This window comes from Acidovorax sp. NB1 (assembly GCF_005405905.1).
GTDB lineage: Bacteria > Pseudomonadota > Gammaproteobacteria > Burkholderiales > Burkholderiaceae_C > Acidovorax.
In genome coordinates this window covers 55,443-74,211 of record NZ_BJHU01000003.1, presented here as the reverse complement: position 1 = coordinate 74,211, position 18,769 = coordinate 55,443, and the positions used below count along the sequence as shown (strand labels likewise).

Annotated in this window: 20 protein-coding genes; 9 read left to right on the top strand and 11 right to left on the bottom strand. The window is 68.5% G+C overall.

From position 1 onward, the window contains the following. The 10 genes from AvAM_RS00500 to AvAM_RS00455 all read right to left on the bottom strand — a co-directional run bounded on the left by AvAM_RS00500 (position 1) and on the right by AvAM_RS00455 (position 8,065). On the bottom strand, positions 1-1,701 hold the full coding sequence (locus tag AvAM_RS00500) for an AarF/ABC1/UbiB kinase family protein (protein ID WP_137745262.1): 1,701 nt from the start codon (positions 1,699-1,701) through the stop codon (positions 1-3). A gap of 15 nt (positions 1,702-1,716) precedes the next feature. Beyond that, positions 1,717-2,193, bottom strand: a complete 477-nt coding sequence (locus tag AvAM_RS00495; protein WP_137745261.1) for a DUF2269 domain-containing protein — start codon at positions 2,191-2,193, stop codon at positions 1,717-1,719. Continuing rightward, complete coding sequence (locus AvAM_RS00490; protein WP_137745260.1) at positions 2,190-2,588, bottom strand: DoxX-like family protein; 399 nt, start codon at positions 2,586-2,588, stop codon at positions 2,190-2,192. Before AvAM_RS00490 ends, AvAM_RS00495 begins: the two co-directional genes overlap by 4 nt. Then, a complete protein-coding gene (locus AvAM_RS00485) occupies positions 2,585-3,712 on the bottom strand; it encodes a saccharopine dehydrogenase family protein (protein ID WP_137745259.1) in 1,128 nt (375 codons plus the stop codon). Before AvAM_RS00485 ends, AvAM_RS00490 begins: the two co-directional genes overlap by 4 nt. A gap of 170 nt (positions 3,713-3,882) precedes the next feature. Next, entirely contained in the window at positions 3,883-4,980 is a 1,098-nt protein-coding gene (gene modC / locus AvAM_RS00480) for a molybdenum ABC transporter ATP-binding protein (RefSeq protein WP_137745258.1), read from the bottom strand. A 7-nt stretch (positions 4,981-4,987) separates the two neighbouring features. Then, a complete protein-coding gene (modB, locus tag AvAM_RS00475; protein ID WP_137745257.1) occupies positions 4,988-5,668 on the bottom strand; it encodes a molybdate ABC transporter permease subunit in 681 nt (226 codons plus the stop codon). A gap of 160 nt (positions 5,669-5,828) precedes the next feature. Next, positions 5,829-6,596, bottom strand: coding sequence for a molybdate ABC transporter substrate-binding protein (gene modA / locus AvAM_RS00470; protein WP_137745256.1), 768 nt, complete (start codon positions 6,594-6,596; stop codon positions 5,829-5,831). An 82-nt stretch (positions 6,597-6,678) separates the two neighbouring features. Next, complete coding sequence (locus tag AvAM_RS00465; RefSeq protein ID WP_137745255.1) at positions 6,679-6,924, bottom strand: DUF2798 domain-containing protein; 246 nt, start codon at positions 6,922-6,924, stop codon at positions 6,679-6,681. Then, entirely contained in the window at positions 6,921-7,520 is a 600-nt protein-coding gene (locus tag AvAM_RS00460; protein ID WP_137745254.1) for a flavodoxin family protein, read from the bottom strand. The genes AvAM_RS00465 and AvAM_RS00460 overlap by 4 nt, the downstream gene beginning before the upstream one ends. Positions 7,521-7,567: 47 nt before the next feature. Continuing rightward, on the bottom strand, positions 7,568-8,065 hold the full coding sequence (locus AvAM_RS00455; RefSeq protein ID WP_137745253.1) for a DUF2938 domain-containing protein: 498 nt from the start codon (positions 8,063-8,065) through the stop codon (positions 7,568-7,570). A gap of 107 nt (positions 8,066-8,172) precedes the next feature. Here AvAM_RS00455 and AvAM_RS00450 point away from each other — a divergent pair, with 107 nt between their 5' ends. Both AvAM_RS00450 and AvAM_RS00445 read left to right on the top strand, forming a co-directional pair. Beyond that, a complete protein-coding gene (locus AvAM_RS00450; protein WP_137745252.1) occupies positions 8,173-8,616 on the top strand; it encodes a helix-turn-helix domain-containing protein in 444 nt (147 codons plus the stop codon). Between the two features lie 39 nt (positions 8,617-8,655). After that, a complete protein-coding gene (locus AvAM_RS00445) occupies positions 8,656-9,477 on the top strand; it encodes a TOBE domain-containing protein (RefSeq protein WP_137745251.1) in 822 nt (273 codons plus the stop codon). A gap of 141 nt (positions 9,478-9,618) precedes the next feature. Here AvAM_RS00445 and AvAM_RS00440 read toward each other — a convergent pair whose 3' ends face one another. Next, positions 9,619-10,794, bottom strand: coding sequence for a sigma-54-dependent Fis family transcriptional regulator (locus AvAM_RS00440; protein WP_137745250.1), 1,176 nt, complete (start codon positions 10,792-10,794; stop codon positions 9,619-9,621). Between the two features lie 178 nt (positions 10,795-10,972). Between AvAM_RS00440 and AvAM_RS00435 the strand changes: the two genes are divergently transcribed. The 7 genes from AvAM_RS00435 to AvAM_RS00405 all read left to right on the top strand — a co-directional run bounded on the left by AvAM_RS00435 (position 10,973) and on the right by AvAM_RS00405 (position 18,769). Continuing rightward, positions 10,973-11,443, top strand: a complete 471-nt coding sequence (locus AvAM_RS00435; RefSeq protein WP_066691268.1) for a (2Fe-2S)-binding protein — start codon at positions 10,973-10,975, stop codon at positions 11,441-11,443. An 18-nt stretch (positions 11,444-11,461) separates the two neighbouring features. Further along, positions 11,462-13,849, top strand: coding sequence for a xanthine dehydrogenase family protein molybdopterin-binding subunit (locus tag AvAM_RS00430; protein WP_137745249.1), 2,388 nt, complete (start codon positions 11,462-11,464; stop codon positions 13,847-13,849). A gap of 11 nt (positions 13,850-13,860) precedes the next feature. Beyond that, a complete protein-coding gene (locus AvAM_RS00425) occupies positions 13,861-14,652 on the top strand; it encodes a xanthine dehydrogenase family protein subunit M (RefSeq protein WP_137745248.1) in 792 nt (263 codons plus the stop codon). A gap of 197 nt (positions 14,653-14,849) precedes the next feature. Continuing rightward, positions 14,850-15,752: a MoxR family ATPase gene (locus AvAM_RS00420; RefSeq protein WP_137745247.1), complete on the top strand. Its 903-nt coding sequence runs from the start codon at positions 14,850-14,852 to the stop codon at positions 15,750-15,752. Positions 15,753-15,782: 30 nt separating this feature from the next. Then, positions 15,783-16,997 carry a VWA domain-containing protein gene (locus tag AvAM_RS00415; protein WP_137745246.1) on the top strand — a complete coding sequence of 405 codons (1,215 nt, stop codon included), beginning with the start codon at positions 15,783-15,785 and terminating at the stop codon, positions 16,995-16,997. A gap of 36 nt (positions 16,998-17,033) precedes the next feature. Continuing rightward, positions 17,034-17,666 (top strand): CoxG family protein, encoded by a 633-nt coding sequence (locus AvAM_RS00410; RefSeq protein WP_137745245.1) that lies wholly within the window; start codon positions 17,034-17,036, stop codon positions 17,664-17,666. A 29-nt stretch (positions 17,667-17,695) separates the two neighbouring features. After that, on the top strand, positions 17,696-18,769 hold the full coding sequence (locus AvAM_RS00405; RefSeq protein WP_137745244.1) for an XdhC family protein: 1,074 nt from the start codon (positions 17,696-17,698) through the stop codon (positions 18,767-18,769).

Below are 18,769 nucleotides of genomic sequence, written 5' to 3'. Positions count from 1 at the left end.
TCAGTCATCGTCCCGGTGGTGGCTGCTGCGCCAGATGGCGCGCACCAGCCACAGGCCACACACCACCGCGCCAAAGAAGCCCAGAAAACCAAACGCGGGCAGCCCGAACAGCGTGGGCCCTCCCTTCACGGTCATCACGATGGACGAGCCGATGATCAGCGCCGCAATCACCAGCGCCATGGCCAGGCGGTTGGCCGAGCGGTCGATCTGGTCGCCCACGCGCTTGAGGTGGGCCAGCTCAATGCCCACCTGCAGGTGCCCGCGCCGCGCATTGCGCAGCAGGCGCCCTATGTCGTCCGGCAGCTGCTCCGCCGTGGCCAGCACCCGCCGCAGTGTGGTCCAGGCGCGCCCGGCCAGTGCTTCGGGGCGGTAACGGTGGCGCACCACCTGCTTTAGCACGGGCAGGGTTTCGGTGGCCATGTGAAAGCCCGGGTCCAGGTTGCGGCCCATGCCTTCAAGCGATATGAAGGCCTTGATCAGCAGCGCCAGGTCGGGCGGCAGGCCCAGGCGGTGCTCGCGCAGGATGGCGCTCACGTCGGCCAGCATCTGGCCCAGGCTCAGCTGCGCCAGCGGCACGCCGTGGTACTGGTCCACAAAGGCCTCGACCTCGGTTTCGAGCTGGCCCAGGTTCAGTCCCTGGGCGTCGCCCGTCCAGTCCAGCAGCACATCGGCCACCACCTGGGGCTGGTGCTCCACCAGGCCCAGCAGCAGTTGCAGCAGTTCGTCGCGCCGCCGCTGCGACAGCCGCCCCACCATGCCGAAGTCAATGAAGGCAATGCGGTTGCCCGGCAGGTAGAACACATTGCCCGGGTGCGGGTCGGCGTGGAAGAGGCCGTCTTCCACAATCATCTTGATCACCGCCTGTGCGCCCCGCTGCGCCAGCACGCGGCGGTCAAAACCCGCCTCGGGTGTGAGCGCTGCCAGCGCGCCGCCCGGAATGCCGTCGATGAAATCCTGCACGTTGATGCGTTCGCGCGTGTAGGTCCAGTGCACACGCGGAATCACGATGTGGGGCAGTGCCTCGGCCATGTTGGCCGCTATGCGCTCTGCCTGGCGGCATTCGCCTGCAAGGTCCAGCTCGCGCCGCAGCGAACGCGCAAACTCGCGCACCAGCTGCTGGGGCCGGTAGGGCTTGAGCGTGGGCAGCTCGGCCTCGGCCAGCGCAGCCAGGCGCTGCAGCAGGCGCAGGTCGGCGTGGATGGTGTCGGCAATGCCGGGGCGGCGGATCTTGACGATGACCTCGGTGCCGCCATGGAGGCGGGCACGGTGTACCTGGGCGATGGAGGCAGCGGCCAGCGGGGTGGTGTCGAACCAGGCAAACACCTCCTCCGGCTCGGCGCCCAGGTCTTCGCGCAGCTGCGGGCGCAGGGCGTCGATGGGCACGGCGGGCACCTGGCTGTGCAGCTTCTCGAACTCGGCAATCCATTCGGGGCCGAACAGGTCCGCCCGGCCCGCGAGGATCTGGCCGAACTTCACGAACGCCGGGCCCAGCTCTTCCAGCGCCAGCCGCACCTGCACGGGGGGCTCGACACGGGCCAGGTCGGCGGCGTGCGTCCAGTTCAGTGCCTGGCCCGCGCGCTCCAGCCGGTCGGCCAGGCCCATGCGGCGCACGGTGTCGCCAAACCCGTGGCGCACCATCACGCCCAGGATTTCCTTCAGGCGCCCCAGGTCGCGGGCCGTGTCCAGCGTTTCGATGAGCATGGGGCCATCATAGGTTCAGACGCCCAGGGTGGGCTTGTTCACCATCAGGTAGAAGACCACGGCCATCGCCACAAAGGCGGGGTAGCCCAGCGCCTCCCACCAGCGTGCATAACGCCAATACAGCGGGGGCAGCACGCCGTCCCCTTGGGCTGCCGCTGCTGCCATGTCGCGCATGCGCAGCTGCAGCCAGACCACGGGCAGCCAGCAGGCACCGGCCACGAGGTACAGCGCGATGGACACCGCGAGCCACGGTGTGCTCCAGGGCAGCCCGGCCATGGCCGCCATGGCGAGCCCGGTGGCTGGCTGGATGAGCACCGTGGGCGTGGTGAACCACCAGTCCGCCCGCACCACCAGGCGCGTGACCACCGCCTGCGCCTGCACATTGCCGCTGCGGTTGGTGAAGAACATGTAGAACGCCGAGCCCAGCCCGGTACCCACCAGCAGCACGCTGGAGACGATATGCAGCCATTTCAGGATCAGGTACAGGCTCATGGCTCGGGCGTGGGATTGGTCGTGTCTTGCAGCAGCACCCACAAAATGGCTGCAATCGGCAGGTTCTTGGTCAGCGGGCCCAGTGGGTGCAGCCACCATGCGGGGTGGATGAAGGTGGCCAGCAGCGTCATCGCCCCCATCAGCACCAGCGCGCCCAGGTAAGCACTGCGACTGGGGCGCAACGCCAGCCACAGCCCGAGCACGGCATCGGCCGCCGCGCCCGCCAGAATGATCGCCGTGGGCAGCCATACGGCGTTGCCCGTGGTCCAGCCGCTGGGCAAGCCCGCAAGCAGTTCGCGGCTTTGGCCGTTCAGCTCCACCACGCTCACCACGGCCGTGGCCAGCCAGACGAAGACAAGGCTCCAGCGCAGCAGCGCATGGGTTGCGGGCGTCATGCCTCCTCCACGATGTCCGTCACCATGCCCCACTTTGCAAACTCGGGGGCGAAGGCCTCCAGGGGCAGCAGGCCCGTGCTGGTGTGGGCGCCGGTGGGCAGGGGCTGCCCGGCGGCCAGTTGGCGGGCCAGCAGGATGGCGGCCATGCAGGGGATCTCGGGGCCATGGTCGTGGTCGGCTGCAATGTGCCACGCACGCTGGCGCGGCTGGCCCTGGGCATCCGTGCCCGCCACCCGCACCACCATGCCACCCAGCGGAGTGCCCAGGGCGTCGAGCACGCCGCCGGTGCGGTGCAGCAGCCCCGCCAGCTTTTCGGGGTGGGGCAGCAGCCCCCAGTGGCGCAGGGCGGCCAGGGTGGCAAAGCTGCGCTGCGCCAGGCCCACTTCCAGTGCGGCGCGGAACATGACGCGGTCGCGCACCCGGTAGTGGGCCGGGAAAATTTCCAGGTCCGGGATGTCGCACACCGCCCCCAAGCGCGGCCGCAGGCGGTGGAACTGCACCGGTGTGGGCCCAGCCCAGCCCCGCCGGGCTTGCCAGCGGCCGCCTTCCCACACGGGGATCGGCAGCCCGCAGTAGCTCAGCACGGCCGCCAGCGTGGCCTCGCCGCGCGGTGCGCGCTGCGCCGGGGCGATGCAGATGTCAATGCTGTCGATGTGCTGCCAGCCTGCGCACAGGTGGTCGATGACGGCCGACGACAGCGCGGGCACGGTGCTGGCCCCGGTGACGGCGGTGCGCCCGGCCACCGCAAATGTGGCCTGCAGCGCCGCTGGAAAGTCACAGACAAACCGGCGCCCGTCGGCCAGGTCGATGTAGTGCGCGCCCGCCTCGGCCGCTGCCTGGGCCACGCCATAGGCCTGGGCCTGGAAGGGGCCCGCCGTGTGGATCACCAGGCCCACGCCCAGCGCGCGCAGCCGGTCGGCCAGGCCGGGCGCCTGGTGGTCCAGCGCGATGCCTTGTGCGCCATGGCCCAGTGTGTGCGCCAGGGCCTGGGCGCGTGTGGCATCGCGGCCTGCCACCAGCAGCGCGATGCCGTGGTGGGTGGCCGGGCCGCCTGCCAGCGCGCGGCAGATGCGTGCGCCAAAGTTGCCATAACCGCCCAGGACCAGGGTTTTGAGCGCTGCCATGGTTCAGGCCGCGCGCGGATTGTTGTGCACGCCTTCAAGGCGTCGCGCGTGCGTGCCGGTCAGTGATTGTCTGCATAGGTTTTTCCGCACCATGGCCACCCTGTCCTCCCCTTTTGTGCTGTGTGTCTGCGGGGCATCATACGGTCGGTGCGGCCTGCTCTCGGACGGGGTCAGTTCACGACGGCAACGCCCTTGACCTGTGCAAACACAGCCCGGCCCGGTGCCAGCCCCAGCGCCTGGGCCGACCGCTGGGTGACCCGCGCCAGCAGCCGCGTGGCCCCGGCATCCAGCGCCACCATGCACTGGCCCGGGCTGTCTTCGGCCAGGGCCACCACGGTGGCGGGAAGGATGTTGAGGATGCTGCTGTCTTCGGGTGCGGCCAGGGCCAGGCTCACGTCGCGGGCCTGCACCCGCAGGCGCAGTGCCTCGCCTGGCGCGCGGGCTGTGGGGCTGACCAGCAGCAGTTGCCCGCCGCTGAACCCCACGGTGGTGATGTGGTCGTGCGCGTCGTGCCGTTGCACCGTGCCTTCGATCACCGTGGCGGCCGCGTCGCCATGGGCCAGGGGCAGATCCAGCCGCGTGATCAGCTCGCCCGTGGGGCCCTGGGCCAGCACGCGGCCGTCGCCCATCAGCACCATGTGGTTTGCCAGCCGTCCCACTTCGTCGATGGCGTGGCTTACGTACAGCACCGGGATGTCGAGCGTGCGGTGCAGCGTCTCCAGGTAGGGCAGGACTTCGGCCTTGCGCTGCGCATCCAGCGCGGCCAGGGGTTCGTCCATGAGCAGCAGGCGCGGGCTTGTGGCCAGCGCGCGCGCGATGGCCACGCGCTGGCGCTCACCGCCCGACAGGGCCTGGGGCATTCGCTCCATCAGGTGGCCAATGCCCAGCAGTTCCACGGCCTGCTCCAACGCCACCTGGCGCCGTGCGGGCGGCGTGCGCTGCAGGCCGTAGGAGATGTTGCCGCGCACGTTCAGGTGGTCGAACAGGCTGGCCTCCTGGAAAACATAGCCCAGCGCGCGCTCATGGGGGGGGCGCCAAAGGTGGGCGTCTTCGTCCTGCCAGACCTCGCCATTGACCACCACGCGGCCGGGCCGTGCGCGGGACAGTCCTGCGATGGCGCGCAGGCAGGTGGTCTTGCCGCAGCCCGAGGGACCAAACAGCGCCGTCAAGCCGCGCCCGGGCAGGTGCAAATCGACATCGAGCGTGAAGCCTGGGCGCACCAGTTGCAGGCGGGCCTCGATGGAGGGGCGGTGCAGTGCTTTTTCCATCACTCCCTCACGACACCATGGACGCGCGGTGCCGCGTGAGGTTGAGCCCCAGCAGCACCAGGAACGAGAAGATCACCATGCCCCCGGCCAGCCAGTGGGCCTGGGCGTATTCCAGCGCCTCGACATGGTCGTAGATCTGCACCGACACCACGCGCGTCACGCCGGGGATGTTGCCGCCCAGCATGAGCACCACGCCAAACTCGCCCACGGTGTGCGCAAAGCTCAGGATCGCCGCAGTGATAAAGCCCGGGCGTGCCAGCGGCAGTGCCACCGTGAAGAACCGGTCGATGGGCCCCGCGCCCAGCGTGGCAGCCGCCTCCAGCGGGCGTGTACCGATGCTTTCAAACGCGTGCTGCAGCGGCTGCACCGCAAACGGCAGCGAATAGATGAGCGAGCCCACCACCAGCCCCCAGAAGGTGAAGGGCAGCGTGCCCAGGCCCAGGCTTTGGGTGAACTGCCCAACGGGGCCATGGGGCCCCAGGGTCACGAGCAGATAAAAACCGATCACCGTGGGCGGCAGCACCAGGGGCAGCGCCACCACGGCCGACACCGGCCCGCGCCAGCGCGACGGCGTGTGGGCCAGCCACCAGGCCAGCGGCGTGCACAGCACCAGCAGCAGCACCATGGTGGTGCCCGCCAGCCGCAGCGTGAGGCCGATGGCCGCCAGATCGGCGCTGGAGAAAGGCATGGAAGGTTGAAGTGCTCTGAGGTAATTGGAGTGCTGACGGCGCTTCCAGGCGTCTGATAAAACTCAGCGTAGCGGTCCTGGCTAGGCGCTCCGTCGCAGACAGTACTGAAAGTACAGCAAGGCGGGGCAACGACGCCAGGAGAGTTTTAGCAGTCGCCCGTCAGAAACTATAGCCGTAGGACTTGATGATGCCCCTGGCCTTCTCGCCCTTGAGGTACTGCATCAGCGCCAGTGCCGCCGCATTGCCCTTGCCGGTCTCCAGCAGGGCGGCATCCTGGTGGATGGGCTCATGCAGGTTGGCGGGCACCTGCCAGGCCGAGCCGCTGGTGATCTTGCCGTCGGCCATCACCTGCGACAGCGCCACAAAGCCCAGTTGTGCATTGCCGGTGGCCACGAACTGGTGGGTCTGGGCAATGTTCTCGCCCTGCACCAGGCGCGGCTGCACGCGGGCGGTCACGCCCAGCTTGTCCATGGTCTGCATGGCTGCCAGGCCATAGGGCGCGATCTTGGGGTTGGCAATGGCCAGGTGCTTGAAGTCACCGGTCTTGAGCACGGCGCCCTGGGCGTCCACATAGCCGGGCTGGGCACTCCACAGCACCAGCGTGCCGACGGCGTAGGTGAAGCGGGTGTTGGGCACGGCCTTGCCTTCTTTTTCCAGCTTGGCCGGGGTGGTGTCGTCGGCCGACAGCAGGATCTGGAACGGTGCGCCGTTGGTGATCTGTGCATAGAACTTGCCGGTGGCGCCAAACGACAGCTCGGCCTTGTGGCCGGTATCAGCCTCGAAGGCCGCAGCGATCTTCTGCATGGGGGCCGTGAAGTTGGCTGCCACGGCGACGGAGACGGTGTCGGCATGCGCTGCTGGCAGCACGGAGTAGGTGAGCCCCGCCAGCAAAAGGTGGCGGGTCAGGGGCACGATGCGATGGAGCATGGTGTGGCGGCGCAAAGCGCTATTCATGAATGGAATAGCGAGAGTATATGCACTGGCCTGCAGTAACCTTCTGGACGCATCGCTATTGACTGGGTTTTGCATGGCCTGGCTGGGTAAGCCGGGCCACAACCCGGCGCGCCAGCGGGGCAGCCAGCATCACCGCCGGAAAGGCGAACAGCCAACCGGTCAGCCAGGCGCCCATCCACAGGCCCACAAAGCCCTGGTCGGGCGGCAGCGTGCGCCAGGTGGAGATGCCCGACACCAGCAGCGACATGCATCCCGACAGGATGAGGCTGAACAGCAAAGGGGCATAGCGGGCGGGGATCACGCAGTGACCTCCTCGTGGGGCTGCGGTGCAGCCACGGTACCCAGGCGCTGCAGGGTCTGCGCAAAATGCCGGCCAAACATCCGGGCCGTTTTCACATCGCCCGGCGCAAAGGCATCGGCGGGGGACCCGTGGCCTGCCTGCGCCATCAGGCCCGACCAGGAGCCCAGCCGGTTGGCGGCCTCGTCATACGGCACACCGGCATGCTGCTCGGGCAGGATGGGGTTGCCTACCCACACCATGCCGTGCTGCATGGCAAACACAAACATCGACAGCAGCGTGGACTGCTTGTCGCCCGCAGGCAACGACGACACGGTGAAGCCTGCCGCGAGCCGGTTCTTGAGCTGCTGCGTTTTCCACAAGCGGCCGGTGGCGTCCATGAAAGACTTGAACGGCCCGGACACCCCTCCCAGGTAGGTGGGCGAGCCGAGGATGACGCCGTCGTAGCGCAGCAGGGCGTCGGGGGTGTGGGCCAGGTCTTCGGCCCGGACCAGCTCGGCGTGGATGCCGGGCAGCCCTTGGGCGCCTTGGCAGACCTGCTGCGCGATGTGGGCGGTGTGGCCGTGGGCGCTGTGATAAATGATGGCGATGTGTTGCATGGTGTGGTTTCCGTTGGGGTGATTTCTTGGGAAAGGCGCGGAAGAGGTCATCGTGAAATCAGTGCGATGGCCAGCGCGGACAGGTACAGGCCGAAGCCAAAAACGGTGTGATTGGCCAGGCTGCGCAGGCAGTTCTTGAGCGGCGTGGGCGTGCGCGATGCGGCAAAGCCCGCGCCCATAGCCGGCTGCATCACCAGCAGGGGCGCGGCCACGGTGCCAATGCCCAGGGCCAGTGCGGGCAGCAGGGTGGGGCTGCGCACCCAGTCCGCGCCCTGGATGGCCACCAACACCGTGGCAAAACCCACGCCCACGGCGTAGTGCGTGAGCCAGCCCCAGGCCTGCTCGCCCGGGATGGGGCTGGCTTTGGCGATGGCCGTGTGGGCGAACTGGCCGCGCAACAGGTGGCCCACCCAGCGGCCAATGAACGCGAAGTTGAGCGTGGGCACGCCCAGGCGCTGGAGCAGCACCAGCCAGGCATCCATGACGGCGGTGGCGCCCACGCCGATCAGCAGGGCGAGGGGGAAGTCTTGCCATTGAAAAGCCATAAAAAAACTCCTTGGACGGTGGACGTGAAAACGGGTTGAATTCACGGTTAAATGGACTGTAAAAGTTCAAGTCAACTTGAAGTCAAGGGTTTGTTGGAGGTGTTTTTATGGACATTGCAGAAGTCGCCAAACGCTCGGGCCTGCGGGCATCGACGCTGCGGTACTACGAAGAAAAGGGGCTGGTGCACTCGGTGGGCCCGCCCGGCGAGCGCCGCCGGTTTGCGCCCGGCGTGCTGGACCAGCTGGCTTTGATTGCGCTGGGGCAGTCGGCGGGGTTCTCGCTGGACGAGATCCGCTCCATGTTTCTGCCCGGCGGCGAGCCCAGCATCGACCGGCAGCTGCTCTCGGCCAAGGCCGACGAGCTGGACGCCATGGTCAAGCGCCTCAAGGCCATGAGCAACGGCCTGCGCCACGCCGCCGCCTGCCCGGCCGAGAGCCATGCGCAATGCCCGTCCTTCCAGCGGTTGCTGAAGGCTGCGGCGGACGGCGCGCTGGCGCGCCAGCAAAAGCAGGCCAAGCCGGTCACGGGGCTGCGCCGCAAGGTGGCCTGAAGGCCCTTTGCTGACAGCCCTGTGAGGCATCATCAGCCCATGCCTGCTTCACTTTCCCTCACGGACGCGCTGGGCCACGCGCTGACCGACAAACGCATCGACATCCTGCGCCAGATTGGCGCCTGTGGCTCCATCTCGCAGGCCGCCCGTGCCGTGGGCGTGAGCTACAAGGCCGCGTGGCAGGCTGTGGACACACTCACCAACCTGGCGGGCACACCGCTGGTGGCCCGCGCTGTGGGCGGGGCGGGCGGCGGCGGCGCGCAACTGACCGAGGCGGGCCACCAGCTGCTGGCCGCCGCCGATGCGATGGCGCAGGCGCGGGGCGCCGTGCTCTCACGCTGGCAGGCCACGCCCCACGCGGGCCCGGCGCTGGCGCGGCTGGCGGTGCGCACCAGCATGCGCAACCAGCTGCCCTGCGTGGTGGACCGGCTCGTGGTGCAGGGGCAGATCGTGTGTGTGCACCTGCGGCTGGAGGGGGAGGGCGCAGGCGCCTTGGGTGGGGCAGCAGGCGCCGTGTCGCTGGCCTCGCGCATCACCCGCGAGAGTGCCGAGCTGTTGGGCCTGCAGCCGGGCCTGGCTGTGCTGGCGCTGTGCAAGGCCACGGCGGTGCGGGTAGAGCGTGGCGGGCGTGCGGCGTCTGCTACCGCCACTGCCGATGCCGCGCCCGCAGGCACCCACCGGTTGCCCGCACGGGCCACCCGTGTGGTGCGCGGCGAATCGGGCGATGAGGTGTCGGCCGAGCTGGCGGCGGGCCTGCACATGGTGGGTTTTGCCGCGCCCCAGAGCGGGTTGCGCGCGGGCAGTGCCGTGGTGCTGGTGCTCGAAGAAAACGCCGTGGTGCTGGCACTGGCGGAACTCTGATCAGCGGCCTGCTGGATTACTTGTTTACTATCTATTTTATAGCTTATAAGGCAATAGGGTCGCGCGCAGAAGCCCTTTTTGACTCAGGTTTTCGACGGTGGCGGGCAGCGTGCGCGCGGGGTAGGGCTGGCGCAGCGCCGCTCATGTCCCTTTGGGCGTGCCCAGCTTGCGGTACACCGTGGCACGGCTGATACCCAGCGCGCGGGCGGCCTCGGCCACGTTGCCCCGGGCGTCTTGTACCGCCTGGCGGATCAGGGCGGTTTCGGCCTCGCGCAGCGGTGCGGCCACGGGCGGCGATGTGGGCGCCAGGGGCGCGGCCGCGCTGGGGCTGAAAGAGGTGGAAGCGCCAAGGCTTCCATGGCTACTTCGGCGGTGGTGGGCAGGCCACTGCACCAGGGCCTGCAGGCGCAGGCCCGACCACAGGGGCAGGTCCAGTGGCTGCGCGGGGTGGCGCCGGGCCGCGTCGAACAGCATGGTCCAGGGCATGGCCAGCAGGTCGCTGCAGTGGGTGGACGTTCCGGCTGCGCGCAAGGGCTGGGGCACCAACTGGCGGGCCATGCTGTTCGCGCCCACCACGCAGCCTTCGGCGTCGAGTGCAAGCAGGCCGTCGCCTTCGCCGCCCAGCGTGCAGCCGGGCCAGTTCATGCGCAGCAGCAGGGCGTGGGGGCGCTGCAGCAGCAAGGCGTCCTCCATGGCGCGGGCCGAGCGTGCCACCAGGTGGCGCAGCTCGGGCCGTTCGGGCACGTCGATGCCAGTCAAGTCCAGCATGCCCATGCACCGGCCTTCGGGGTCGAACAGCGGTGCGCCCGCGCAGCTGTAGCTGCCGTTGTCATCCAGAAAATGCTCGCCCCGGTGCAGCCACACGGGCTGCAGCTCGGCCAGCGCCGCGCCAATGGCCGTGGTGCCCACAGCGGCTTCCGAGAGGTCAATGCCCACGCGGCCGATGCTGCTGGCGCGTGGGTCGCTCGCGTCGCAGTGGCCCTGCACCTCGACCACGGTGCCCCGGGCGTCGGTCAGGATGGCGAAGTAGCGCATGCCCGCGATGGCGCGCGTGAGCTGCTCCAGCACGGGGCGGGCCGCGCGCAGCAGGGCCTGGTTCTGCTCCAGGCTGTGGCGCAGCGCTGGGGCGCTGACGGCCTCGAACACCACACGCTGCGTGGGGTCCATGCCCTGTGCCAGGCAGCGCTGCCACGACCGCGCAATCCAGGGCTCCACCTCTGCACGCAGGGGCGCTGCGCCATCCACCAGCAGGGTCTGGCGGGCCTGCGCAATCAGCGCGTGGCGGTGGGCGGTGGAGCTGGGGGCGGAGGACAGCATGGTGATCCGAATCCTTGAGCTGCGCATGATGCGCCGGTGTGCGCTGCAACATGTTTCATTTTGAGAATATCCAGCGAGGGGGCCCGAAAATCTAGGGTTGTCCCTAGGGATGGGTGGTAGGGGGCGGCAGAAGATGCGCGAGGTAAGTCCAGCCAAAACCTACCCAGGAGACAGCCAGATGCAAGTCCAGTTCACGGTCAACGGGCGCGCTGCCAGTGTTGACGTCCCTCCCAACACCCTGCTTGTCCATGCGCTGCGAGAGCACCTTGCGCTCACCGGCACCCATGTGGGCTGCGACACCAGCCAGTGCGGCGCTTGCACCGTGCACGTCAACGGCCGCGCCGTCAAATCCTGCGCCATGCTCGCCGTGCAGGCCCAGGGGGCCGAGGTGACCACCATTGAAGGCATGGCCGCGCCCGACGGCACCATGCACCCCATGCAGGCGGCGTTCAAGGAATGCCACGGCCTGCAGTGCGGCTTCTGCACCCCCGGCATGGTGATGAGCGCGGTGGACCTGTGCAAGAACCACCCCAACGCCAGCGAAGGCGAGATCCGCGAGCTGCTCGAAGGCAACATCTGCCGCTGCACGGGCTATCAGAACATCGTGCGTGCGGTGCAGGTCGGCCAAAAGGCCATGGCATCAGCTTAAACACACAGGAGAAGAACCATGGGTGCATCCGACTTTTCCAAGCTGCCGCACATTGGCGAATCGCTCAAGCGCAAGGAGGACTACCGCTTCCTCACCGGCGCAGGCCAGTACACCGACGACGTGGTGCTGGCCGCACAAAGCCATGCGGTGTTTGTGCGCTCGCCACACGCGCATGCCGCCATCAACAGCATCAACACCAGCGCCGCCAAGGCCGCGCCCGGCGTGCTGGGCGTGTTTGTGGGCGCCGATGTGGCGGCCGACAACATCAATGGCCTGCCCTGCGGCTGGCTCATCACCAGCACCAACGGCGAGCCCATGAAGGAGCCGCCACACCCCATCCTGGCGCAGGGCAAGGTGCGCTATGTGGGCGATCATGTGGCCATGGTGGTGGCCCAGACGCTGCAGCAGGCGCGCGATGCCGCCGAGCTGGTGGAGGTGGATTACGACGTGCTGCCCGCCGTGGTCAACGTGGCCGATGCGGCCGCAGGGGCCGTGCCAGGTGCTGCGCTGCACGACATCGCGCCCGACAACCACTGCTTCAAGTGGGCCATTGGCGACAAGGGCGCGGTGGACGCCGCGTTTGCCAACGCCGCCCATGTCACCCAGCTTGATTTGATCAACAACCGGCTCATCCCCAACGCCATGGAGCCGCGCGCGGCCATCGGTAGCTACAACCGGGCCAGCGACGAATACACGCTGTACGTGAGCAACCAGAACCCCCACGTCGAGCGCCTGCTGATGACGGCGTTTGTGATGGGCCTGCCCGAACACAAGGTGCGCGTGATTGCGCCCGATGTGGGGGGCGGATTCGGCTCCAAGATCTATCTGTATGCCGAAGACGTGTGCCTGACCTGGGCCGCCAAGAAGCTCAACCGCAACATCAAGTGGGTGGCGGACCGCAGCGAGTCCTTCCTGTCGGACGCGCATGGCCGCGACCACATCAGCCACGCCGAAATGGCCATGGACAAGGACGGCAAGTTCCTGGCTATGCGCGTGCACACCCACGCCAATCTGGGCGCCTACCTGAGCACCTTTGCCAGCGCCGTGCCCACCATCCTCTACGCCACGCTGCTGGCGGGGCAGTACACCACGCCGCAGGTGTACGTGGAGGTGGATTCGTGGTTCACCAACACCGCGCCCGTAGATGCCTACCGGGGCGCGGGCCGGCCCGAGGCCACCTACCTGCTTGAGCGCCTGGTCACGCGTTGCGGCTGGGAGATGGGCCTGGGCCAGGACGAAATCCGCAAGCGCAACTTCATCACCAGCTGGCCCTACCAGACACCTGTGGCGCTGCAGTACGACATTGGTGACTACCACGCGTGCATGACACAGGCGCAGCAGTTGGCCGACGTGGCCGGGTTTGCCGCGCGCAAGGCGGCCAGCGAGGCCAAAGGCCTGAAGCGTGGCATCGGCTACAGCAGCTACATCGAGGCCTGCGGCATTGCGCCTTCGAACATCGCCGGGGCGCTGGGTGCGCGCGCCGGGCTGTTTGAATGCGGCGAGGTGCGGGTGCACCCCACGGGCAGCGTGACGGTGTTCACCGGCTCGCACAGCCACGGCCAGGGGCATGAGACCACGTTTGCGCAGGTGGTGGCGGCGCGCCTGGGCATCCCGGTGGAGAACGTGGACATCGTGCACGGCGACACGGGCCGCGTGCCGTTTGGCATGGGCACGTATGGATCGCGCTCCATCAGCGTGGGCGGAGCGGCCATCATGAAGGCGCTGGACAAGATCGAGGCCAAGGCCAAGAAGATCGCGGCCCACCTGATGGAGGCCAGCGACGCCGACATCGACTTCAGCGGCGGCGAATTCACCGTGCGCGGCACGGACAAGAAGATTCCGTTTGGCCAGGTGGCGCTCACGGCCTATGTGCCACACAACTACCCGCTCGACAAGCTGGAGCCGGGCTTGAACGAAACCGCCTTCTACGACCCGACCAACTTCACCTTCCCCGCTGGCACCTACATCTGCGAGGTGGAGATCGACCCCGCCACCGGCAGCACGCGCGTGGACAAGTTCACCGCCGTGGATGACTTTGGCACCATCATCAACCCCATGATCGTGGAGGGCCAGGTGCACGGCGGGCTGGTGCAGGGCATTGGCCAGGCGCTGCTGGAAAACTGCGTGTACGACCGCGAAACGGGCCAGCTGCTCACCGGCAGCTTCATGGACTACGCCATGCCGCGCGCCGACGACTTCCCCGAGTTCAAGCTCGGCCATGTCTGCACCCCCTGCACCCACAACCCGCTGGGCACCAAGGGCTGCGGCGAGGCCGGGGCCATCGGATCGCCCCCGGCGGTGATCAACGCCGTGCTCGACGCCCTGCGCCCCCTGGGCGTGAAGGACTTCGACATGCCCGCGTCGCCGCACCGCGTGTGGGAAGCGATTCAGAACGCCAAGGCATAAGGAGATCGACCATGTACGCATTCACCTTTGAAGCGCCCACCTCCACCGCCGCTGCCGCGCAGCTCATCGCCCAGCGCGGCAAGCTGCTGGCGGGCGGGCAGAGCCTGCTGCCCTCCATGCGCCTGCGCCTGGCCAACCCCGAGAAGATCGTGGACCTGAACGGCGTGGCCGAGCTGGCGGGCATACGCCGCGACGGCAACGCCCTCGTCATCGGCGCCATGACGCGCCACATGGACGTGGCGAACAGCGCCGATGTGAAGGCCGCCATCCCCGCGCTGGCCGACCTGGCTGCGCACATTGGCGACCGGCAGGTGCGCGCACGCGGCACGCTGGGCGGCTCGGTGGCCAACAACGACCCTGCCGCCTGCTACCCCAGCGCGGTGCTGGGCCTGGGCGCTACGGTCATCACCAACCGCCGCGAGATCAAGGCCGACGACTTCTTCGTGGGCATGTACACCACGGCGCTGGATGAGGGCGAGATCATCACCGCCATCCGCTTCCCCATACCGAAGCGCGCGGCCTACATGAAGTTCAAGCAGCCTGCGTCGCGCTTCTCGCTGGTGGGGGTGTTTGTGGCGCAGACCGACAGCGGCGCGCGCGTGGCCATCACCGGCGCGGCGACCAGCGTGTTCCGCCATGCAGGGCTGGAGGCGGCGCTGGGCCAGAGCTTCACGCCTGCAGCGGCAGCAGCGGTGAAGATCGACGCGAGCGACCTGAACAGCGACATCCACGCGAGTGCCGCCTACCGCGCCAACCTCATCAGCGTGCAGACGCAGAGGGCCGTGCAGAAGATGCTTGGTTGAGCAGGGCGCGCGGCACCGCAGCAGGTCGGGTGGGCCCGTCAGGGCGTCCCCCGACCTATGGCGTGTGGCGCGGGTCGTGACAACCGTCCGGACAGCACCTGCCAGAGCCCGGGCGCATTGCCGACAAGATCAATTGATAGCCAAACAGGCCTCCTGCGCGCGTCCATCAAGCGCTGGTAGCTATATGAAGAGTAGCAATGAGTTTGCCAACCACCGTCGATGCCCTGGTGCAAGCGCTGCAAAGCGTGGGTTACTTCGCCGACCGGCGCCTGGCCACGGCGGTGTTTTTGGCGCTCAAGCTGCAGCGCCCGCTGCTGCTGGAGGGCGAGCCCGGCGTGGGCAAGACGGCGCTGGCCAAGGCGCTGTCGGAAGTATTGGCGCGCAGCCTGATCCGCCTGCAGTGCTACGACGGCCTGGAGCAGCGCGAGGCGCTGTACGAATGGAACTACGCCGCCCAGCTGCTGCACATGCGCGCTGCGGAGGGCCAAGGCAGTGCCGACATGGCACAGGTGGAGCGCGAGGTGTATCAGGACCGCTACCTCATCCGCCGCCCCCTGCTGCAGGCCCTGCAGGCCCCCGCGCCCGGCGCGGTGCTGCTCATCGACGAGGTGGACCGCGCCGACGAGCCCTTCGAGGCTTTCTTGCTCGAATACCTGGGCGAGTACCAGGTCAGCATCCCCGAGATTGGCACCGTGCGTGCCACGGCCACGCCGGTCACCATCCTCACCAGCAACCGCACGCGCGACCTGCATGACGCCGTCAAGCGCCGCTGCCTTTACCACTGGCTGGACTACCCGGAGCGCGAGCGCGAGCTGGCCATCGTGCGCGCCCAGGTGCCCGGCGCCAGCGCCGCGCTGGCGCAGCAGGTGGCCGAGTTTGTGGGCCGCCTGCGCAGCCAGCCGTTTGCCAACGCCTTCCAGCGCGCGCCGGGCATTGCCGAGAGCGTGGAATGGGCCAAGGCGCTGGTCGCGCTCGACACCATCGTGGTGGACCCCGAGGTAGTATCCGACACGGCCGGCATCTTGTTCAAGCAGCGCGAGGATGTGGCGGCGCTCACGCGCGACATGGCGGTGCAGCTGCTGCAGCCCGCCGATGCCTGAGACCGCGTGAACCCGTCAGAAGGCGTTGCCATGGCTCAGGGTGCAACCATCTCCCAGCTCGGCGATGCCCGCACTGGCAAGCTGGCCGACAACCTGAGCGGCTTTGGCCGCACCCTGCGCCGCGCCGGGGTGCGCGTGGACGCCGCCCGCATGGCGCTGGCCCAGCAGGCGGTGATGTTGGTGGGCCTACAGCGCGAGGATTTTTGCGCGGCGCTAGAGGCTGTGCTGGTCAGCCGCGAGCAAGACCGGCTGGTTTTTCGCGAGCTGTTCGACGCCTACTTCAAGAACCCCAACGTGGCCCAGAAGCTGCTCGCGCAGATGCTGCCCAGCGCCGAGTCCAAGGCAGAGCCCGCCAAGCGCCGCCCGCGCGTGAGCGAGGCGCTGGCCCCGGTGCGCGCAGCGCGCAACGCGCCGCCGCCGCGTGAGGAAGACAAGGTGGACTTCGATGCCGCGATGACGGCCAGCGACCTGCAGCGCCTGCGGCAGGCCGATTTCAACCAGCTCTCGGCCAGCGAATACATCCTGGTGGAACGCCTGGCACGCGAGATTCCCTTGCCCCTGCCGCACTACGCGGCCCGCCGCACGCGCCCCGGCGCGCGGGGCAGCCGCCCGCACTGGCCGGGTGCCATGCACCTGGCCGCACGCAGCGGTGGCGAGGTGCTGCGCGTGCCCCTGCTGCAGCGGCGCCAGCAACCCCTGCCGCTCTTGGTGCTGGTGGATGTCTCGGGCTCCATGGAGCGCTACGCGCGCCTGCTGCTGGCCTTTTTGCACGCCGCCACGGCGCCGCGCCATGTGGGCGCCGCCGTGCGCCGTGACGTGTTTGCGTTTGGCATGGGGCTGACCGACCTCACCCCCGCCTTCCGCCTGGCCGACACCGATGCCATGCTGCAGGTGGCCAGCCACGCCATCAACGACTTTGCTGGCGGCACACGCATGGGGGACAGCCTGGCCCAGCTGCGGCAGCAGCATGCGCGGCGCCTGGTGGGGCGGCGCACGCTGGTGCTGCTGATCAGCGACGGGCTGGACACCGGCACGCCCGAGGTGCTGTCGCAGGAGCTGGCTTGGCTGCGTCGCCACTGTGGCCGCCTGCTGTGGCTCAACCCCTTGCTGCGCTTTGAAGGCTATGCGCCCACGGCACGGGGGGCGGCCGAGCTGCACCGCCAGGCCCACGGCATGCTCGCTGTGCACAACCTCAGCCGCCTGCAGGACCTGGCGGCCAGCCTGGCCAGCGTGCTGCGGCAATGACCGATTTCAGACATAAGACACCAGGAGGAACCCACCATGGAAATGCAAGCCAGCCGTACCCTTGCCGTGAGCCAGCAACAGGCCTGGGAGGCGCTCAACGACCCCGAGGTCCTCAAGCTGTGCATCCCTGGCTGCGACAAGATCGAGCCCACGGGTGACAACCAGTACGCCGTGGCCATGGCGCTCAAGATCGGGCCCGTGTCGGCCAAGTTCGCGGGCAAGATCACGCTGTCGGACATCGTGCCGCCCGAGAGCTACCACATCGCCTTTGATGGCTCGGGCGGTGTGGCGGGCTTCGGCAAGGGCAATGCACAGGTCAAGCTGGTGCCCTTGGCTGTGGACGGGGTGGGGCAGACCGGCTGCGAGCTGCATTACACGGTGCATGCCACCGTGGGCGGCAAGATCGCCCAGCTGGGCCAGCGGCTGATCGACGGCGCCGCCAAGACCATGGCGGAAGACTTCTTCAAGCGCTTCGACGACGAGATGCAGCGCCGCTATCCGCGTGCCGAGGTTCCGCAAGCTGGTGCGTCGGATGCCGCGCAGGCCGAAGCTGTCAATCCACCGGGTGCGGGAGGCGATGCCATCCAGGGCGGGGGTATCCCTGCATGGGCGTGGGGTGTTGGCGCGGGGGCCCTGGTGTTGCTGGCTTGGTGGTTCAATCGCGGCTGAGTGATCCGGGTAGCCAGAGGAAGCGAGTCATGGAAAATTTGGACGTTGTGGTGCTGCGCACCTTGCAGGGCTGGCGTGCCGCCGGGCGCCGCGCGCTGCTGGCGACGGTGGTGCGCACCTGGGGCTCGTCGCCCCGGCCCGTGGGCTCCATCATGGCGCTGTGTGAGGATGGCGCAGTGGTGGGTTCGGTGTCTGGCGGGTGCATCGAGGACGACCTGATCGACCGCCACACCCGCGCCTATGCGCAGGCGGCTGCGTCAACGGCTGGCGGTGCCCACAGCATCCCCAGCGGACCGCCGTCTTTCGTCAAGTACGGCATCAGCGCCGATGAGGCCCACCGCTTTGGCCTGCCCTGTGGCGGCACGCTGGAGCTGCTGCTGGAATACGACCCGGACCCCGACAGCCTGGCAGCGCTGATTGCCGCGCTGGAGGTCGGGCGCCTGATGCGGCGCACGGTGCGCCTGTCCGATGGTGCCGTGACCCTGGCCCCCACCCAGGCGCCGGAAGAACTGGCGGTGGATGCGGCGCAGCTCACCAATACCTTCGGGCCCGAGTACCGCATGCTGCTCATCGGCGCCGGGCAGCTCACCGAGTACCTGGCCACCATGGCCTTGTTCAACGGTTTTGCTGTGACGGTGTGTGACCCGCGCGAGGAATACCGGGGCAGCTGGAGCGTGCCTGGCGCCAGAGTGGTGAGCGACATGCCCGACGACGTGGTGCAGGCCTTCAAGCCCGACCGCCGCAGCTGCGTGGTGGCGCTCACGCACGACCCCAAGCTCGACGACCTAGCGCTGCTGGAGGCGCTGAACACCGAGGCGTTCTACGTGGGCGGCATCGGCTCGCGCCGCAACAACGAGGCGCGCCGCGCGCGCATGATCGAGCACTTCGAGCAGACCGAGGCCAGCCTGGCACGCCTGCGCGGGCCGATTGGCATCTACATCGGCAGCAAGACGCCGCCCGAGATCGCGGTGAGCGTGATGGCCGAGATCCTGGCCGTGAAGAACGGTGTGGCCCTGCCGCGCGATGTGGAAGTGGCCCGGGCCAAGAACGAGCGGGAGCAAGCGCACAACGACCCCGGCGCGCTGGTGTGCGGGGTGCGGTAG

Bases quoted from the DNA above. Each gene is read 5' to 3' on its own strand.
- AvAM_RS00500 (WP_137745262.1), bottom strand. From the start codon at position 1,701: ATGCTCATCGAAACGCTGGACACGGCCCGCGACCTGGGGCGCCTGAAG.
- AvAM_RS00495 (WP_137745261.1), bottom strand. From the start codon at position 2,193: ATGAGCCTGTACCTGATCCTGAAATGGCTGCATATCGTCTCCAGCGTG.
- AvAM_RS00490 (WP_137745260.1), bottom strand. From the start codon at position 2,588: ATGACGCCCGCAACCCATGCGCTGCTGCGCTGGAGCCTTGTCTTCGTC.
- AvAM_RS00485 (WP_137745259.1), bottom strand. From the start codon at position 3,712: ATGGCAGCGCTCAAAACCCTGGTCCTGGGCGGTTATGGCAACTTTGGC.
- modC (WP_137745258.1), bottom strand. From the start codon at position 4,980: ATGGAAAAAGCACTGCACCGCCCCTCCATCGAGGCCCGCCTGCAACTG.
- modB (WP_137745257.1), bottom strand. From the start codon at position 5,668: ATGCCTTTCTCCAGCGCCGATCTGGCGGCCATCGGCCTCACGCTGCGG.
- modA (WP_137745256.1), bottom strand. From the start codon at position 6,596: ATGCTCCATCGCATCGTGCCCCTGACCCGCCACCTTTTGCTGGCGGGG.
- AvAM_RS00460 (WP_137745254.1), bottom strand. From the start codon at position 7,520: ATGCAACACATCGCCATCATTTATCACAGCGCCCACGGCCACACCGCC.
- AvAM_RS00455 (WP_137745253.1), bottom strand. From the start codon at position 8,065: ATGGCTTTTCAATGGCAAGACTTCCCCCTCGCCCTGCTGATCGGCGTG.
- AvAM_RS00450 (WP_137745252.1), top strand. From the start codon at position 8,173: ATGGACATTGCAGAAGTCGCCAAACGCTCGGGCCTGCGGGCATCGACG.
- AvAM_RS00445 (WP_137745251.1), top strand. From the start codon at position 8,656: ATGCCTGCTTCACTTTCCCTCACGGACGCGCTGGGCCACGCGCTGACC.
- AvAM_RS00440 (WP_137745250.1), bottom strand. From the start codon at position 10,794: ATGCTGTCCTCCGCCCCCAGCTCCACCGCCCACCGCCACGCGCTGATT.
- AvAM_RS00435 (WP_066691268.1), top strand. From the start codon at position 10,973: ATGCAAGTCCAGTTCACGGTCAACGGGCGCGCTGCCAGTGTTGACGTC.
- AvAM_RS00430 (WP_137745249.1), top strand. From the start codon at position 11,462: ATGGGTGCATCCGACTTTTCCAAGCTGCCGCACATTGGCGAATCGCTC.
- AvAM_RS00425 (WP_137745248.1), top strand. From the start codon at position 13,861: ATGTACGCATTCACCTTTGAAGCGCCCACCTCCACCGCCGCTGCCGCG.
- AvAM_RS00420 (WP_137745247.1), top strand. From the start codon at position 14,850: ATGAGTTTGCCAACCACCGTCGATGCCCTGGTGCAAGCGCTGCAAAGC.
- AvAM_RS00415 (WP_137745246.1), top strand. From the start codon at position 15,783: ATGGCTCAGGGTGCAACCATCTCCCAGCTCGGCGATGCCCGCACTGGC.
- AvAM_RS00410 (WP_137745245.1), top strand. From the start codon at position 17,034: ATGGAAATGCAAGCCAGCCGTACCCTTGCCGTGAGCCAGCAACAGGCC.
- AvAM_RS00405 (WP_137745244.1), top strand. From the start codon at position 17,696: ATGGAAAATTTGGACGTTGTGGTGCTGCGCACCTTGCAGGGCTGGCGT.